The organism is Paenibacillus taichungensis (genome assembly GCF_003287275.1).
Classification (GTDB): domain Bacteria; phylum Bacillota; class Bacilli; order Paenibacillales; family Paenibacillaceae; genus Paenibacillus; species Paenibacillus taichungensis_A.
In genome coordinates this window covers 36,877-50,318 of sequence record NZ_QEVW01000008.1, presented here as the reverse complement: position 1 = coordinate 50,318, position 13,442 = coordinate 36,877, and the positions used below count along the sequence as shown (strand labels likewise).

Sequence of the window (13,442 nt, the reverse complement as noted above, 5' to 3'; positions counted from 1 at the left end):
CCACTTGTTCGCTTTATGCAATATGCCCGCTAACTAGCGAAACAGCCAGTTTCAACGCTTCATCCAGCTTGCTTGCATCCTTGCCTCCGGCTTGCGCCATATCAGGACGTCCGCCACCTCCGCCGCCGCATACTGCCGCAACTTCTTTGACGATTTTACCTGCATGCAGCCCTTGTTTTACCTGTTCAGCAGGGACAGCTACAACGAAATTCACTTTGCCATCAGAGGGAGCACCCAGTACGAGTACTGCATCAGGCAGTTTTACTTTTAATTCATCAGCCACTGTACGCAGTGCATCCATATTCGGAGCATCGACACGAGCTGCAAGCAATTGTGTGTTTCCTGCTTGTACCACTTGATCTGTTAATGCGCCTGCTTCCATGGCACTCAGTTTGCTTTGAAGTGATTCAGTCTCTCTGGCAGCTTCTTTCAATTGCTGATTCAGTCCTTCAATGCGTTTAGGCACATCCGTCACATTTGCTTTGAGCAGGGTTGCGGATTGTTTGAGCAATTCAAGCTGACTTTCTACATACAGATACGCGCCACGGCCAGTCACAGCTTCGATCCGACGTACGCCGGAGCCGATACCGCTCTCGCTCACCAGCTTGAAGATACCGATCTCTGATGTATTATTTACGTGACAGCCGCCACAAAGTTCCAAACTATAATCTCCGACTTGTACCACACGTACGATATCGCCGTATTTTTCACCGAACAATGCCATTGCGCCCATTTCTTTGGCTTCATCAATAGCTTTCAGTTCTATGTTTACGTTCAGGCGATTCCAGATCTGCTCGTTCACCTGACGCTCGATCTCTGTTAATTCTTCCGGTGTAATGCTGCCGAAGTGCGAGAAGTCAAAGCGCAGACGCTGAGGCTCTACAAGTGATCCTGCCTGATTTACATGTGTTCCGAGCACATCTTTGAGCGCTTTGTGCAGCAAATGGGTTGCGGTATGGTTTTTGATAATATCGCCGCGTTTGGACGCATCCACTTCAGCTTTAATCACATCACCTACACGCAGTTCACCGGACTCTACACTCACCAGATGTACGTGTTGTCCCAGCGGAGCTTTGAACAGGCCTTGCACTTTTGCTGTTACACTTGCTCCGCGCAGCAAGCCCTGGTCACTCACTTGTCCGCCACTTTCCGCATAGAACGGAGTCTTGTCAAGGATGACCTGACATGTCTGTCCTTCGCTTACGGAGTCTACCAGTGCGTCACCAGCAACGATGGCTACCACTTTTGCTTCCGTCAACAGGTCATTATAACCAACAAACTCGCTTTTAACCGCAAGATCAGCAAGTGGTCCGCCTTGAACCTTCATGCTCTCGTTTTCCTGACGTCCTGCACGACCAAGCTCACGCTGCTTCTGCATGGAAGCATCAAAACCTTCACGATCTACTGTCAGACCATGCTCTGCTGCATAATCTTCTGTCAGGTCAAACGGGAAACCGTACGTATCATACAGTTTGAACGCTTCAGGCCCGCTAATAACCGTACGTCCTTCGGACTTGGCTGTGCCGCTGATATCAGCCAGAATAGCCAGACCATCTGTGAGTGTTTCGTGGAAACGCTCTTCCTCGGTTTTGATCACTTTAGCGATAAACTCCTGTTTGTCCACGACTTCCGGATAGTACATCCCCATCACTTCACCAACAGTCGTTGTCAGTTCATACAGGAATGGACGGTCGAGTCCCAATACTTTTCCGTAACGTACAGCACGACGGAGCAAACGGCGAATGACATATCCGCGACCTTCATTGCTTGGCAGTACGCCATCACCTACAGCAAAGGCAACGGTCCGAATGTGGTCGGCAATAACTTTCAGTGCAACGTCAATTTCTACGCTGTCATTATATTTCACACCGGCAAGAGCCGCTGTTCTTTGAATCATCGGTTGGAACAGATCTGTGTCAAAGTTGGAATCCACATTTTGCAGAATGGATGCAAAACGCTCCAGACCTGCACCTGTATCAATATTTTTGTTCGGAAGCGGTGTGTAGCTGCCGTCCTTGTTGTGATTGAACTGGGAGAATACCAGATTCCATACTTCCAGGTAACGTTCATTTTCCCCACCTGGATACATCTCGGGATCATTCATATCGTTGCCATAAGCTTCGCCGCGATCATAGAAAATTTCGGTACATGGTCCACAAGGGCCTTCACCGATATCCCAGAAGTTTTCATCCAGTTTGATGATACGCTCAGCAGGCAAGCCTACTTTTTCGTTCCACAGTTTGAAGGCCTCTTCGTCTTCAGGGTATACCGTTACGGAGAGACGTTCCGGATCGAAACCGATCCATTCTTTGCTTGTGAGAAATTCCCATGCCCAAGTAATCGTCTCTTCCTTGAAATAGTCTCCGATGGAGAAGTTACCGAGCATTTCGAAGAACGTATGGTGACGGCGAGTTTTACCGACATTTTCAATATCGTTTGTACGAATACATTTTTGGGAGTTGGCGAGACGCGGGTTCTCCGGTTTCTCCCGACCGTCAAAATACGGTTTCAACGGTGCCATACCCGCATTGATCCACAGAAGGGATGGATCATTATGAGGTACAAGCGATGCGCTTGGCTCGATTTTGTGACCTTTACTTGCAAAAAATTCTATCCATTTGGACCGGATTTCACTGGCTTTCATACGGTGTGCCCCCAATTATTATAATAGTCCGGTGCATGTTTGCTCCGGGTTGTTAACAAGTAAAAACAAACACAAAAAACGCCCCTGATAGTCAGGGACGATTATAATCGCGGTACCACCCTGGTTATTGCTGTTCATCCACAGATGAAACAAACAATCTCCTCGTTGATGCGAAATAACGGTCGCTCCCGGCAGGGTTGTCCTGCACTCCGAAATCAGCTTTCCGCCGCTTCAACTTTCAAGACTCTTCCAGCCATCGGGCTCAGATTACATCTGATCCGAAGAAGTCTATTCTCTGAGGAAAGGAACCCTCGGCGTACTTCATTTCATCATCGATTTCTTGTTCTAAACATACCCCTCCATTATATCGATATGCCTATATGGTGTCAACGCACCCTTTTGGACCAAACTGTTGTTACGATCAGTCCGTTCTTCGTTTAATGTAATAGGCAAAAAAGTGCTGCACAATGACTTTCAGAACAGCAAAGACTGGCACCGCCAGAATGAGACCCACTATGCCCGCCAGTTCACCTCCCACAAGGAGTGCGAAGATAATCGACAACGGATGCAGATGCAGAGTCCGCCCTACCACTTGAGGGGAGATGACGTTGCTCTCCAGCACCTGGCATAGTGTGTTCACAATGACAACGAAGAGCACCATTTTGAACGATACCGTAGAAGCCATCACCACTGCAGGAGCAGCTCCAAGAAACGGCCCCAAATAAGGCACGATGTTAAATACAGCGACAATGCTGGCGAGCAGAAGTGCATAAGGCATATCAATGACGATGTAACCGATATAGGCAAAGATGCCTACAATCACACAGACGATAAACTGTCCACGAATATAGTTTCCCAAGGCCGTGTCAATCTCTTTCATAACCGAAACAATGGCCTTGCGCCGTGAGCGAGGCAGGTACGCCACAATTGTACGTTCGAACACCTCAAAATCTTTTAACATATAGAAAATGAGAAATGGCACGATAAACACGTTGAATAACACATTGATGGTTGTCCCGATATTATCCATCAGCTTTGTAATCCCCTGGGTCAGACGATCCTCCATCTGGAAAAACCAGCTGTTCATACCTGTACGCACACTTGGTGGCATTAATTTGTGATCCATATTGTTCATCAGACTCTGGGCACGCATCGACAGCTCAGGCATATGCTCGTTCAGTTCCTCCAACTGTTCAATCAAAACCGGAATGACATTCATCAGGATGACCCCGATACAGGTGAGGAAAAAAGCATAGATTAACAGCACGGCAATGGTCCGAGGGACTTTTCGCCCTCCCAGCATGCTTACAATCGGATTGAGAACATAGGATATGATGAGAGCCACGATAAATGGTGCCAGCACTGTTTTCAGGAATCCATATATATGAAGCAGTAATGGCCGCAGCAGCCAGATAAAATACAGAATAATCAATCCGAGTAGCAGCCAGATGGCATAACGGAACAGCTTGTTTTTGGTTAATTGCTCCACTTGCATCTCTCCCTTTTGGACTGGCTCTGAAAGTCAGTATATGTAAGGAAGGGAATATTTATTAACACACAAAAAAAGCGCCCCCTTCATAATGAAGGAGACGCATCTTGTGATCCGGGTTAGCATATATTTATACAAGTTCCCTTGAACCACTATGTAACCGCAGCTATATACATCTGTCATCATTTCATGACAGCATTCAATGACAGTCTTTGTCATGAAACCGCATATAGAAGAAGTTAAACTTCTTATTAAGAAGAAGCATGAAGATGAGGGAAGTCTTGCGGCAGCTCTTCCCCGAAGAACAGATCATCGAGGGAACTGAGCGTGCCGTCTTCTTCCACTTGGTATACAGACATTTTCTCACCGTTCACTGTTAATTCGATAAAGCATCCCCAGCAATAAAACTGGTGGGAACCGATTTTCCCAATATCTTTGGAACTACAGTTTGGACATTTCATATTCATTCACCTATCCATTAACAGAATGAATGGCATTTTCCAAGCGCTGTTCACTCAGCGGCGGCACCATAATGGCACTTTCCCCAATAGACATATCGCTTGTACATGGCAGCCATTTGCGGCCCTCAATCAAATCGGACACAAAACCGTCCGTAATTTCAATCCCTATTATTGTATTTCCCAACTCCTGGTCAAAATAAACATCAGAGACACGTCCAAGCAGCAAACCTTCTTCAGTGAGCACGGACATCTCCTTCAATTTAGACTGGCCGAGGAGGTACGTGTGTTTTATGTCGTCGGCTCCCGTTTTGCGGACAGCCTGTTGATTACGGATCATGACGGCATCTTCGCCGTAGGCAACGATATCTTGCCACTGCACGATTTTGACATGACTGGTAAACAGGCCTTTGTTTTCAAGTTCAATGCCTTCAATTTTCCAATCGTCATTCACAATGAAATCCTGGATTTTACCGACCTGCTTTCCATCCTCAACGTCAAAAACGGCAAGTCCGATCATTTCCTGAAGCTTCATCGCAGGGTCCTCCTCATCTTCTTATCATTAAATAGTCGCGGCGCTATTGCTAGGTATGCCCAAAGTTGATGAGTGGCAATCAGACGCCGATCATCAAAACCGCTTCTATCCAACCGATGAAATGGAACTTCTTCCCTCCTTCTGTTCCATGTGCAAAGAGCCCCTTAGGCTCTATTACGCAGTCGCCCAAGAATGGTTCCAATTTTTTCGGCGGTTATCATGATTTCTTCCGTAGTATTACCCAACCCCCAGCTAAAACGAATCGCGGAATGCAAAAATGTCTCCGGCAGCTTCATCGCTTTCAGTACATGGGATACTTCGAGTGAACCAGAAGTACATGCCGAACCGCTCGCAACTGCGATGCCTTCCATATCCAGATTCATGAGCATCGTCTCTGTGGATACTTCCGGAAAGCTGATGTTCAGGATATTGGGCAGCGTATATTCCGGATGTCCGTTAACGTGGAAATGCTCCAATCCTACATACTGCTCCAATTGTTCCAGCAGCAATGATCGCAATGCCAGATCATGTTCACGTCGTGCCTCGGCTTGTTCTCCTGATATTTTCAACGCCTCCGCAAAGCCAGCGATACCCGCAATATTCTCGGTACCTGCACGTCGCTGCCGTTCCTGAAGGCCACCGTGAGATCTCGCTTCCAGCACAATTCCACGCCGTATATAGAGTGCACCCACGCCTTGAGGGCCATTAATTTTATGAGCAGAGAAGCTGATCAGATCCACAGGCAGTTCCTTGCAGGAAATTTCCTGGCTGCCAAGAGCCTGAACTGCATCAGTATGGAACAAAATATCATGTTGACGAGCCAGTTCACCAATTTCGCGGATAGGCTGAATTGTGCCCACTTCATTGTTGGCATACATCATGGTGATCAACACTGTATCGGGCCGAATGGCCTCTTTCAGCTCTTCCAGACGTATTCTTCCGTACTCATCTACAGGCAAATAAGTCACGTCATAGCCTTGTCGCTCCAGCTCCTGACAAGTATGCAGTACCGCATGATGTTCAATGGCCGTTGTAATGATGTGCCGTCCCCGTTCGTTTCTCGCTGAAACAGCGCCAAATATCGCCAGATTGTCACTTTCCGTGCCGCCTCCGGTAAATACGAGTTCATCTGGGAAACAACCCAAAGACGCCGCAATGACATCCCTTGCTCCACTGACGGTCCGTTTGGCTTCACGCCCAAAGGCGTGGATACTTGATGCATTGCCATATTGCCCTGTCATCACTTTCATCATCGCTTCCGCGACTTGTGGGTGCATAGGTGTCGATGCGGCGTGATCCAAATATATTCTTTTCATTGATTTCACCCCGTTATATGTTGGACTTCCATATTTTCAAACCATAAAGTAGCTTGTTGCATGGCTAAAGCCCCCAATATGGGGGCTTTAGTGTGTCGTCTGTGATGCTCATCATCAACTATGTTAGATATAGAACATGTAGGAGTCTTTTTGTTCCTGATCCTGGAATGTAATCAGATCTTTCAGCGTTGTTGAATCCAATACTTCTGCAATGCTGTCACGGATGCGCAACCACAAGTCGCGCTTCGCCGGATCATCTTCCTCTGTGAAATCCACTGGAGAGATCGGACCTTCCAGTACACGAATAACATCCCCTGCCGTTATAGTAGCAGGATCACCTGCCAGAATGTAACCGCCGTAGGCGCCACGGATACTTTTGACCAGTCCTGCATTACGCAGAGGAGCGATCAATTGCTCCAGATAATGCTCCGAGAGCTGGTTGCGCTCGGCAATACTTTTCAAAGATGTCGGGCCTTCGCCTGTTCTGGCTGCCAGCTCCATCATGATTGTGAGGCCGTAACGGCCTTTTGTCGATATTTTCAAAGGAGTCACCTCTTTCAATTTTCGAAAAAACAAGTTGTGAAACATAAAATAACAGGATGTGGTCCAAGACCGTCTTTCCAGGATCCGCCACAGCGGGATATGAAAAATACAGACCTAATCCCTCTAATCCTCCGTATTCCGATCATAACCCTCAGCTAATGTTAACATATCTGCATGCTTTATGGAAAAGAAAGATTGACGAAATTGCAAAATGTGCGCCTGTGGTGGACACTATCCAAAGTTGGCCGGGTGTATCGTAACTTGAGTCCGGTTATGCTAGAATAAGAAACGAAACACATTTATATAGAGAAATGGTGATAACGATGTCCAAAACAATTGAAAATACACGGGTCGTCGTTGGCATGTCCGGAGGTGTCGATTCTTCCGTCACCGCACTGCTGCTGAAAGAGCAGGGTTACGATGTCATCGGCATTTTCATGAAAAACTGGGATGACACGGACGAGTTCGGCCACTGTACCGCTGAAGAAGATTCAGAGGACGTACGCCGGGTTTGCGAACAGATCGGCATTCCTTACTACACTGTCAACTTCGAGAAAGAGTACTTTGATAAAGTATTTTCCTATTTCCTTGATGAATATAAGTCGGGTCGTACTCCGAATCCTGATGTCATGTGTAATCGTGAGATCAAATTCGGCGAATTCCTGAACAAAGCGCTGGATCTCGGCGCTGACTATGTGGCTACAGGCCACTATGCTCGCCTCATTGAAGAAGATGGAACGTTCAAACTGCTGCGCGGTGTGGACAGTAACAAAGACCAAACGTACTTCCTCAATGCACTGAATCAGAACCAACTGTCCAAAGCCATGTTCCCGATTGGTCATCTTCCAAAACCGGAAGTGCGCAAAATTGCAGAAGCGGCTGGCCTCTACACCGCGAAGAAAAAAGATAGCACAGGTGTGTGCTTCATCGGTGAGCGCAACTTCAAAGAGTTCCTGAGCAACTATCTACCTGCCAAAGGCGGAGACATGGTTGATATTGCAACCGGAGAAGTGAAGGGCCGTCATGATGGTCTGATGTACTATACACTTGGACAGCGTCAAGGTCTCGGCATTGGCGGTTCCGGTAATGGTGAACCCTGGTTCGTGGCAGACAAGGATCTGGAGAAAAATCAACTGCTTGTCGTTCAGGGCGATGCACATGCAAGCCTGTATTCAACTGGTCTGACTGCAACAGGTGTAAACTGGATCGCAGGTGCAGCACATATGCCTAACGTACCATTCCGTTGTACCGCCAAATTCCGCTATCGTCAGCCGGATCAGGGTGTAACCCTGACATGGCAGGAAGATGGCAGCGTGGATGTTCAGTTTGACCAACAGCAAAAAGCGATCACGCCTGGTCAAGCCGTTGTGTTTTATGATGGAGATGTATGTCTCGGCGGCGGAACGATCGATCAGGTTCAAAAAGTGCCTGTACCGGCGCTGTAATAGATTCAATAACAAAAATGAATCCATCCCCGTATGGATTTTGCGCAATACCCTGTATTCCTATAACAAAAGCCATCTTTCATGTATACCATGACGGATGGCTTTTTTCCTTCTTTTTCCTGCAAAAAAAATAATTATTTTCACTTATGCAGCCAGCCACACTCCTGCAAAAGAGGCCGCAACCCCTATCAGTACCGAACTTGTGATGTATATAACAGCTCTGAAGTAACGTTCCTGCCCCATCAGACCAAGGGTCTCATATCCAAACGTAGAGAATGTGGTATACGCGCCGCAAAATCCGGTACCCCCTATCACCCAGACTGCGTCTGGGATTGAATCTGACTGATGCCAGCCATAGAGCAATCCAAGTAACAGAGAACCACTGATATTAATGACCCATGTCCCCCATGGGAAGGCCGTTCCGAGCGAACCGGATATCCATCGACCCAAACTGTAGCGAAGCACCGCACCCAGCATTCCTGCAAGACCAATCCAGATGATCAAGGTGCAACACCGTCCTGCGTCGGTTTACCCAACATTCGCTGACCAACCTTAATCCCCAATGCACACAGTAATAACCCTGCGAGTAAACTCACAACGAGGTATATAACAGCCTTACCCCACATTCCTCCTTCAGATAAACGGACCATATCGAGAGTAAAGGTGGAGAATGTGGTGAATGCCCCGGTAAACCCCGTTCCAATCGCAAGACGCAGTTGAGGCGTTATTTTACCTGGAACAGCTATGGTGAAGAACCAACCCAAAAACAGGCTCCCAATGGCATTGATCAGCAACACTGCCCAAGGGAAGCCTTCATTGGCTGCTGGCATCCATAACTGTATCCCATATCGGCATAACGTACCCAAAATCCCACCGATTCCAATATAAAAAATTTCTTTCATTGTTCAAGCATCTCCCGGGTTATCGTTCTTACAGATCTCTGCGTCGCTGTTGATTTAGACGAATCTTGGATTCGTTGCCTTGTTCCGTTGCTTCATAGAAAACACGACGTGAGAGCTGTTTCGGTAAATATTCCTGCTTCACGTAATGACCCGGATAATTATGCGGGTATTGGTAGCCTTCATGACCCAGCTTCACTGCACCGGAATAATGAGTATCCCTGAGATGAAGAGGCACCTCAGCCGATTTCACCTCATCAATGGCATTCATCGCTTTGGAGATTGCCGTGTACACCGCATTGGATTTTGGACTTTCAACAGCAAACAGAATCGCTTGGGCAATGTTCAGCTTGGCTTCAGGCCAGCCATTATTGCGATAAGCATCCAGCGCCCCGATGGCCTGGGTCATCGCCTGCGGATTTGCAAGTCCAATATCTTCACTGCTCGCTGCAATCAGACGACGTATAAACGTCATCGGGTCCATGCCCAGCTTCTCTACCGCATATAGAAACCAGAACAGTGCTGCATCACTGGAACCCCGGATGCTTTTATGAAATGCCGACAGTACATCATATTGTGTCGATTCATCTGCCTTCACAATCGGACGACGTATGGATTCTTCAGCTACATCAAGCGTAATGTGAATCGATCCATCCTTCTCTGGCGGTGTAGTCAGAGCAGCAAGTTCCAAGGCGTTTAGCGCACGCCGAATATCGCCATTGGCCATCGTCGCAATATGCTCCAATGCCTCGTCGTCGGCCTGCAGGTCCATGAATCCCAAACCTTTATCCGCATCCGCCAGTGCACGGCGCATCGCAATCAGGGAATGCTCTTTGTTCAAAGACTCCAGCTGAAACAGCGTGGAACGGCTCATCAAGGCCCCGTTCACATAATGAAAGGGATTCTCTGTCGTAGCGCCGATAAATATAATCGTGCCCTTCTCTACCGCGGGCAGCAGCGCATCCTGCCGTGAACTATTAAAGCGGTGTACTTCATCGAGGAACAAAATGGTTTTTGTTCCGTACAACTGCTTGTTCGTTTGCGCCTGCTCAATGACCTCACGTACATCCTTGACGGAAGCATCCACCGCATTCAGACGGACAAACTGCCCTTGGGTATGCTGGGAAATGATATGTGCCAGTGTCGTCTTGCCACACCCCGGAGGACCGTATAGCAAGATGGACGAGATCTGATCCGCTTCAATGGCGCGCCGGAGCAATTTCCCCGGTCCTATAATGTGCTCTTGCCCAATATATTCATCAAGCCGCTCAGGCCGCATTCGGTCAGCGAGCAGTCTTGCTTGAGGTTCTGAATCTTGCTGAAATGAAAATAAATCCATTGCTCATCACTTCCTTAACGGATTGCCTTTACTTGTTCCTTAAAATTCTGATTAATCGCTATTCTCTATCATATCATACTCCCGTGGCAGCATCCCCATAAATGCGCCCAGCGCACTGCTGACAAAGGCATCCTTGCGTGTGATAAAATGAGTCATCATCCGATTCATGCCTACCGGAAGTGTGTGCTTGCGCAGTAATCCATTTTCAATCTGATGCCGAATGACGATCTCTGGTAACAGCGAAATTCCCATGCCGGATGTGACCCCGCTAATAATCGCTTCGAGGGTCCCAAATTCCATAATAACCGGACGGGTTACACCGCTAACCGCTAACCATTCCTCCAAAACCTGACGATATGAGCACCCCATGCTGTAGACCAGAATCGGTTTGCTGGTGAGTTCTTCGCCTTCCGGCCCCATACCGGAGGAGACAACGAATAGTTCCTCATCGTATACGGGAGTAGAAGCAATATCAGGGTGGTCACACGAGCAACCTATAAATGCCCCTTCCAATTCATACCCCATAACCTGATCCATAAGCACTTGGGAGTTACCTGTAGTCAATGATAAGGAGACAGCCGGATGCTGCTTATAATATTTTGCAAAAAGCTCAGGTAAACGTACTGCTGCGGCGGTCTGCGTGGAGCCTATGCGTAGTGGTCCAGAAGGTTCAATTGTAGATCTCAACGCTTTACCCGCCTCATCGAGCAGGCCTACAATTTTATCTGCATAGGTCAGCAGCATCTCACCGGCTGGAGATAACGTCATCCCCCGATTATGACGGATAAATAGCAGTGTCCCTACTTCCGATTCCAGATGTCGTATTCTTGCTGTCACATTGGACTGCACGTAACCGAGTCGCTCCGCAGCTCGAGTCAGATTTCCTTCTTTTGCGACACATTGAAATATCCTCAAATCCCCACTCTCCATTGTAAACCTCCCAACTATGACTCTATCTATTCAGACATCATTTAAAATGATATCCAATCCATTAACAATCATTATACAGTATAGCTGCTTCGAGCTACAATCGGGATAGATCAGAACACAGCACTTCTATTCGCTGAGTTCACTTAAGGAGTGTTAATGATGATGGACTGGACGAACACCGTAGCCTTGGTAACCGGAGGTGGCACAGGTATTGGCCGAGCTACCAGTGTACTGCTCGCTAGTCGTGGAGCCACCGTTGCCGTTAATTACTCTCGTTCCCAGGATGAGGCCGAAGAGACTGTTCAACATATTCTGAATGCGGGAGGTCATGCTTTTGCAATTCGAGCCAATGTGGCTTCCGATGTAGAGGTTCGCCAAATGGTAGCCTTGATCACTGAAAAAGTTGGTCCTGTGACCGCACTCGTAAATAACGCCAGCATTACGCATCATATCCCAATGAAGGATCTGGAATCCGTAACGGATGACGTATGGAATGAACTATATGACGTCAATGTTAAAGGCATGTTTTACTGCGCACGAGCTGTAGCAAAAGGAATGCAGCAGACAGGCCAAGGCGCAATCGTTAACCTTGGCAGCATAGCTGGCAGCACAGGATCCGGGTCCTCTCTTCCTTACGCGGTTTCCAAAGCAGCAGTACACGGTTTGACGAAGTCTTTGGCACATGCGCTATCCCCCGATATTAGAGTTAACGCCATCATTCCGGGTGCAGTCGCGACCCGTTGGTGGACAGGAAAAGAAGAACAGATGCATCGTCTGGGCGGTGAGTTATTATTGCAGCGAATAGCGGCAAGCGAAGACATTGCACATATGGTGTGCGCCGCGTTGGAGCAACCATCCATGACCGGACAACTGATTACAGTAGATAGCGGTCAGACGTTATGAGCACGGGAAGTAAAAGGGAGGAAGCCTGATGAAGCCTTTAAAATATACGTTCCTGATCCTCGTGACCACGCTCATCATGGGAACCTCGTTTCCCGTAGGCAAAATCGGTATGATGTATGCTCCTCCCTTTTTGTTAATGGCACTTCGCTATATATTGGCAGGAGCATTACTAGCGTGGATCATCAGAAAACGTCCCATGCCTGTGGGGTGGAAACAGTGGATGCAAATCGCCGTAATCGGTCTGTTCCAGTCGGCGGGAGTGATGGGCTGTGCCTACTACAGCATGAACTGGATTAGTTCGGGAGAATCCGCCATAATCACATTTACGAATCCGTTGCTTGTCATCATCCTGAGTGCTGCTCTATATGGTGTGTCCTATCGTTTTAGCCAGTGGACCGGTGTGGTTCTCGGATTTGTCGGAGTGGCGTTAACCTTTGGATTCCATCTGAGTATGAGTCCTGGGACGTGGATTGGCTTTGGCGGCGCTGTCTCTTTTGCTGTATCTACGTTGCTCATTAAACGCTGGGGAGTTGCTCATGATACATTTGTGCTTACCGCTTACCAAATGCTCGCTGGAGGCGCAGTACTGCTTCTACTGAGTGTGTTTACAGAGCAGCCTCATTTTATCGTAAATACAACGTCCATCGTTGTCCTGGTTTGGCTGACCATTTTCTGTTCCATCATTCAGTTCACCCTCTGGTTTTATTTGCTGCAGAACACAGATCCGGCCAAAACCAGTTCCTTTCTTTTTCTGGCGCCGCTGTTTGGACTACTGTCGAGCTTCATCTTGTTGGAAGAGCGTGTCGGCTGGATTGTCGGTGCAGGTGGGGTAATGATCTGTCTGGGCATTTTCCTGGTTAATCGTCATCCCGCCAGTCATAAGTCAGCCTTGGATAATCCGGGTTTGCCCCAACGCCCATCTGCAAGTTGACCAGTAGAAG

13 protein-coding genes are annotated in these 13,442 nt (G+C 47.9%); 3 read left to right on the top strand and 10 right to left on the bottom strand.

What is annotated here, in order from left to right:
* Positions 1-13: 13 nt before the first annotated feature.
* The 6 genes from alaS to cymR form a co-directional block, all read right to left on the bottom strand.
* On the bottom strand, positions 14-2,644 hold the full coding sequence (gene alaS, locus DC345_RS12885; protein WP_113053440.1) for an alanine--tRNA ligase: 2,631 nt from the start codon (positions 2,642-2,644) through the stop codon (positions 14-16).
* 421 nt (positions 2,645-3,065) lie between these two features.
* Entirely contained in the window at positions 3,066-4,133 is a 1,068-nt protein-coding gene (locus tag DC345_RS12880; RefSeq protein WP_076287766.1) for an AI-2E family transporter, read from the bottom strand.
* Between the two features lie 251 nt (positions 4,134-4,384).
* Complete coding sequence (locus DC345_RS12875) at positions 4,385-4,594, bottom strand: hypothetical protein (RefSeq protein ID WP_024633070.1); 210 nt, start codon at positions 4,592-4,594, stop codon at positions 4,385-4,387.
* Positions 4,595-4,604: 10 nt separating this feature from the next.
* A complete protein-coding gene (locus DC345_RS12870; protein ID WP_024633069.1) occupies positions 4,605-5,126 on the bottom strand; it encodes a PRC-barrel domain-containing protein in 522 nt (173 codons plus the stop codon).
* A gap of 164 nt (positions 5,127-5,290) precedes the next feature.
* Positions 5,291-6,442: a cysteine desulfurase family protein gene (locus DC345_RS12865; protein ID WP_113053439.1), complete on the bottom strand. Its 1,152-nt coding sequence runs from the start codon at positions 6,440-6,442 to the stop codon at positions 5,291-5,293.
* A 123-nt stretch (positions 6,443-6,565) separates the two neighbouring features.
* Positions 6,566-6,985, bottom strand: a complete 420-nt coding sequence (gene cymR, locus DC345_RS12860) for a cysteine metabolism transcriptional regulator CymR (protein WP_113053438.1) — start codon at positions 6,983-6,985, stop codon at positions 6,566-6,568.
* A gap of 323 nt (positions 6,986-7,308) precedes the next feature.
* On the opposite strand from cymR, the gene mnmA reads away from it, so the two are divergent.
* A complete protein-coding gene (mnmA, locus tag DC345_RS12855) occupies positions 7,309-8,430 on the top strand; it encodes a tRNA 2-thiouridine(34) synthase MnmA (RefSeq protein WP_076287764.1) in 1,122 nt (373 codons plus the stop codon).
* Positions 8,431-8,574: 144 nt separating this feature from the next.
* Here the strand turns inward: mnmA and crcB (DC345_RS12850) are convergent, their stop codons facing one another.
* The 4 genes from crcB (DC345_RS12850) to DC345_RS12835 are packed head-to-tail and all read right to left on the bottom strand — an operon-like array spanning position 8,575 to position 11,598.
* Positions 8,575-8,934, bottom strand: coding sequence for a fluoride efflux transporter CrcB (crcB, locus tag DC345_RS12850; RefSeq protein ID WP_113053437.1), 360 nt, complete (start codon positions 8,932-8,934; stop codon positions 8,575-8,577).
* Positions 8,931-9,332 (bottom strand): fluoride efflux transporter CrcB, encoded by a 402-nt coding sequence (gene crcB / locus DC345_RS12845; RefSeq protein ID WP_113053436.1) that lies wholly within the window; start codon positions 9,330-9,332, stop codon positions 8,931-8,933. The genes crcB (DC345_RS12850) and crcB (DC345_RS12845) overlap by 4 nt, the downstream gene beginning before the upstream one ends.
* Before the next feature lie 28 nt (positions 9,333-9,360).
* Positions 9,361-10,668 (bottom strand): replication-associated recombination protein A, encoded by a 1,308-nt coding sequence (locus DC345_RS12840; protein ID WP_113053435.1) that lies wholly within the window; start codon positions 10,666-10,668, stop codon positions 9,361-9,363.
* 51 nt (positions 10,669-10,719) lie between these two features.
* Positions 10,720-11,598: a LysR family transcriptional regulator gene (locus DC345_RS12835; RefSeq protein ID WP_113053434.1), complete on the bottom strand. Its 879-nt coding sequence runs from the start codon at positions 11,596-11,598 to the stop codon at positions 10,720-10,722.
* Positions 11,599-11,760: 162 nt separating this feature from the next.
* Between DC345_RS12835 and DC345_RS12830 the strand changes: the two genes are divergently transcribed.
* Positions 11,761-12,501 (top strand): SDR family NAD(P)-dependent oxidoreductase, encoded by a 741-nt coding sequence (locus DC345_RS12830; protein ID WP_113053735.1) that lies wholly within the window; start codon positions 11,761-11,763, stop codon positions 12,499-12,501.
* 28 nt (positions 12,502-12,529) lie between these two features.
* Positions 12,530-13,432, top strand: a complete 903-nt coding sequence (locus DC345_RS12825; protein ID WP_113053433.1) for a DMT family transporter — start codon at positions 12,530-12,532, stop codon at positions 13,430-13,432.
* Positions 13,433-13,442: the final 10 nt, after the last annotated feature.